Below are 3,581 nucleotides of genomic sequence, written 5' to 3'. Positions count from 1 at the left end.
AATTCATTTGATGATATTTTCAGGATAGACCGCAAGAACATCGGGAATTGTATTAATCTTGCATTTCCTGACGAATCTGGCTGAATTCTTTTTCAAGAACTCGAAAAGCCTCAGCCACGTCAGGGTCAAAATGTTTTCCACTTTCTTGATATATCATTCGAGCTGTCTCTTCGTGGCTAAAAGCTTTCCGATAGTAGCGGTGGGATGTTAGAGCATCATAATAATCAGCCAGAGCAATAATCCGACCACTCAAGGGTATATCCTTTCCAACTAGACCCTCGGGATAACCGGTTCCATCCCATTTCTCGTGATGAGATCGAGCCAATTCGACACCCATTTGCAGAAATTGATTCTCGGGAAAATGTTTTAAAACCTTAGCTAAAGTATCGGCACCATAAAGGCTGTGTTTCTTGATTTCTTCATATTCTTCAGGGGTTACTTTTCCTGGTTTTAATAGAATTGCATCAGGTACTCCAACTTTTCCAATGTCATGAAGACAGGCGGCTTGATAAAGGTTATCTATAAAAGACGGTGTTAAAATATCTTTATATAATCCCATGTTTCTCATTTGAAGAGCTAGTTTTTTACTAAAAATGCGGACTCTCTCAAAGTGTTGACCAGTTCCTTTATCCCGTGATTCAGCCAATTTTGCCAAGGCAAAAATGGTTGCCATTTGAGATGCGGTAATGACTTCAACCTGTTTTGCTACTTTTTCTTCCAGCTGTTTGTTATGATACAGTAACTCTTCTCGAAGCTTTTTGAGGTGTATATGAGCCCAAACCCGTGCTAATACTTCTTGTTCTTGGAAGGGTTTGGATACATAATCAACCCCTCCGGCCTGAAAGGCTTTCACCTTGTCATCAGTTCCTTGACGACCACTGATAAAGATAATTGGTATATTCTGGAGCCGTTCATCTTGCATAAATCTTTGGCATACCTCAAACCCCGACATTTCTGGCATCTGGATGTCTAAAAGAACTAAATCTGGTGGATCAACAACTGCCGCTTCAAGAGCTTTTTTGCCGCTATCAACTGGTCTTGGCACCAGCCCGCCCCTTTTTAAGAGGGTGCTGAGTAGTCGAAGATTATCGTGGGCATCATCAACCACCAGCACATTTCCAGTACTCATTTCAATCATATTGTTTTTCTCCCACTCCTTTATCATCGATAAAATCTAAAATTCCATCGTAATTATATTCATCAGCTAATTGATAAAGTATTTCGGCTAAATTAATATCTATGGAATGGATCTTCTCAATAATTTGAACTAAATCATCGTATCGTGCGGCTAATGTCGCTTGTCGCAAATCTTCATAGATTTTTATCGGAAGAAGTGGTAATTATTTTTGAAGAATAACTCCGTTCTTCTTGCTTTTATGAGTCAATACTATCTTCTCTTTTTTTTCAATTTTTGAAAGCATAACACCGTCTAACACTTCCCTCACTTTATGAGTAAGATCTGCCGTACTGAAAGGTTTACTGATAATTGAGATTGCCTGATCATTATCAATCTCATTATTTTGTACGGCACTATCCGCAAAACCCGACATAAAGATTACTTTGATATGAGGAAAAAGCTTTAAAAGATGGTCGGAAAATTTATTACCGCTCATTTCAGGCATAACGATATCGGTAAGCACCAATTGTACTTGTTTTTCATCCTGATTCAATATTTGAAGAGCTTCTAGACCACTTGCTGCTGATAATACTGTATAACCGACATTACTTAGAATTTTCTTCACAAGATTTCGAACTGATTGTTCATCATCCACAACCAGAACGGTTTCAGTTCCTCTTGGATTTTGGCTCTCCACTGGTACTGTGGGTTTATGAATGATTTTTTGAGGAGTTTCCCGCTTTAAATAAATTTTAAAAGTAGTTCCTTCTCCCGGTTCACTGTAAACCCAGATATGCCCTTTATTTTGCTTTACAATCCCATATACCGTTGAAAGTCCGAGGCCGGTCCCTTTGGTTTTGGTAGTAAAAAATGGTTCGAAGATTCTCAATTTAGTTTGTTCATCCATACCGCTTCCACTATCAGAAATGGTTAGTATGATATATGGTCCGGGGAATAAATCGACATGCTGAGCTGTATATTTTTCATCAAGCTCAACGTTAGCCGTTTCAATTATGATCTTTCCTCCATTGGGCATGGCATCACGGGCATTTACAACTAAATTCATAACCACCTGCTCCAATTGATTGGGGTCGGCCAAGGTTAATCCCAGTTCGGGAGAAAGGGTTTGAATGAGATCAATTTTATCTCCAATAATTTGCTTCAGCATCTTTTCCATCCCGATAATAATTTGATTAAGTTGAATAAGCTCAGGATGAACAACTTGCTTACGGCTAAGGGTAAGCAATTGTTGAGTGAGCGCTGTTGCCCTTTCGGTAGCTTTTCGAACTTCGGTTAAATTTTCACGTATTGAATCATCTTCACAATCACTGGATAAAATTAAATCGGTATACCCAGTGATTACCGATAGCAGGTTATTGAAATCATGAGCAATTCCACCAGCTAAACTTCCAATGACCTCCATCTTCTCAGAAATCTGTATGCGCTTGGCAAGCTTTGAACGTTCTTCCTCGGCTTTTTTCCGTTCGGTAATATTTCGAGCAAACGCCAAGGCTCCGTCTTTTCCTTGGTAGAAAATGGGAACCGCCGTGACTTCCACTGGAACTTCACTGCCATCCAAACGAAGGTAAATTTGCTCAATTAAGGGAACCGATTGTTTTTCGACATTTAAAAGATGAATACGCTGCCTAGCTCGCTCTCTTACTGAAGGATGAATCCGATCCATTACCGGTTGACCCAATAGTTCTTCTGGTGATTTGGCTCCAAATAGTTTACATGAAGCGGGATTGAGATAGTTAAATTGTCTGTTCGTTTCTATGTAGATTGCATCAGGTGCACCTTCAACCACTTTTTGGAACCGTGATTCAATATCACGTTGAGCTTTCTCTGCCTTTTTTAGGGCAGTAATATCACGACCGATACCGACCAAGCCGAATACTTTTCCCTCGCTATTTTTCATTGGAGAAAGGGAAGTTTGGTAAAAATGCTCTTTCCCTTCTAATTTTGCTGACCATTCATATTTAACAAATTCGCCTCGAAGAGCAAGTAGATTGGATTGAGTATGAATCTCAGCTGCTTCCTCTCCAAAAATTTCAGCGGCAGTTTTCCCCAAAAACTTATCTTCACTCAACCCACTTTGTCCTAACCATTGTCCATAAACACTGGTATGTCGCTGCTGAGCATCTAAGGTAAAGATAATATCGTCGGTTGACTGCACCAGGAGGCGAAATTTTTCCTCACTTTCTCGAAGCGCCTTTTCTGCTCGCTTTTGCTTGGTGATGTCGATATTAAATTTGGCTACAACCCATTTTCCTGATATATCCTTTAATGGAATAGTATGTACTTCAATGACACGGTTATTCTCTTTAAAGAGAGTTCTTTCTAAATCGACCGTCTGTTTTGTTTGCATTACCTCATGAATAACACAATCCTCACAGGGTTTCTCTAAACCAAGAAAATATTCATAGCATTTTCGATTAGTAAAATCGCCATAAATCTTCTGCCA

Annotated in this window: 3 protein-coding genes; all 3 read right to left on the bottom strand. The window is 39.4% G+C overall.

Annotated elements, in window-relative coordinates; translation table 11 throughout:
- Positions 1-52: 52 nt before the first annotated feature.
- The gene (locus PLK24_RS09765) at positions 53-1,138 is read right to left on the bottom strand and encodes a response regulator (RefSeq protein WP_324478651.1); all 1,086 of its coding nucleotides are present in this window, start codon (positions 1,136-1,138) and stop codon (positions 53-55) included.
- Entirely contained in the window at positions 1,131-1,319 is a 189-nt protein-coding gene (locus tag PLK24_RS09760) for a hypothetical protein (RefSeq protein ID WP_502876065.1), read from the bottom strand. The genes PLK24_RS09765 and PLK24_RS09760 overlap by 8 nt, the downstream gene beginning before the upstream one ends.
- Positions 1,320-1,340: 21 nt before the next feature.
- Positions 1,341-3,581 (bottom strand): hybrid sensor histidine kinase/response regulator (locus PLK24_RS09755; protein WP_324478647.1); only part of this gene is annotated, 2,241 nt, incomplete at its 5' end.

It is taken from the genome of Atribacter sp. (assembly GCF_035418125.1).
Lineage (GTDB): Bacteria > Atribacterota > Atribacteria > Atribacterales > Atribacteraceae > Atribacter > Atribacter allofermentans.
The sequence above is the reverse complement of the archived record's forward strand: the minus strand, read 5'-3'. Positions and strand labels throughout refer to the sequence as shown.

Coding starts and splice junctions, on each gene's coding strand:
- PLK24_RS09765 (WP_324478651.1), bottom strand. CDS start 1,138: ATGATTGAAATGAGTACTGGAAATGTGCTGGTGGTTGATGATGCCCAC.